At 48.9% G+C, this 609-nt stretch carries 1 pseudogene; it reads left to right on the top strand.

Annotation, left to right across the window (positions count from 1 at the left end):
• Window positions 1-609: pseudogene (locus R7E78_RS28145) on the top strand (transcriptional regulator MalT); the annotation flags it as partial.

Below are 609 nucleotides of genomic sequence, written 5' to 3'. Positions count from 1 at the left end.
ACAGTGACAATGATGGCTTTCGTTTCGTCAACTATTTACTCCAAGCGCTGAACAAAGCGACCAACTTCAGCTGCTCAAATGCGCAAAAGCTGGCCGAAAAGCGCCAGATTTCCTCTTTACGTTCCCTGTTCAGCGAAGTATTTGCCGAAATGGCAGATTTTCATCAAGAGTGCTACGTGGTACTCGATGACTACCACTTGATCACCAATGATGAAATTCATGAATCCATGCGTTTCTTCCTCAAGCACATGCCAGACAACTTAACGGTTGTCGTCACCAGCCGTGCAGCGCCACCTCTGGGCACGGCAAACTTGCGTGTGCGCGATTTAATGATCGAAATCGGCAACGAAATGTTGGCGTTTGATACTGAAGAAACCACCCGCTTCTTTAACCAACGCATTGCCGATGGCATTGATGAAGACATGGCGAACAGCCTAAGAACCTACGTGGAAGGTTGGCCATCTGCGATGCAGTTGATCGCGCTGCAAGCCCAACATCAAAACCGCACATTGGCGCAAACCGTCGAGTCGGTATCGCAGTTCAATCACGCGCATTTGTGGGATTATCTGGTCGAAGAAGTATTCGATCTGCTCGATCACGAAACTCGTC

It is taken from the genome of Vibrio sp. YT-19(2023) (genome assembly GCF_033337395.1).
This window is presented reverse-complemented; position numbering and strand designations above follow the sequence as displayed.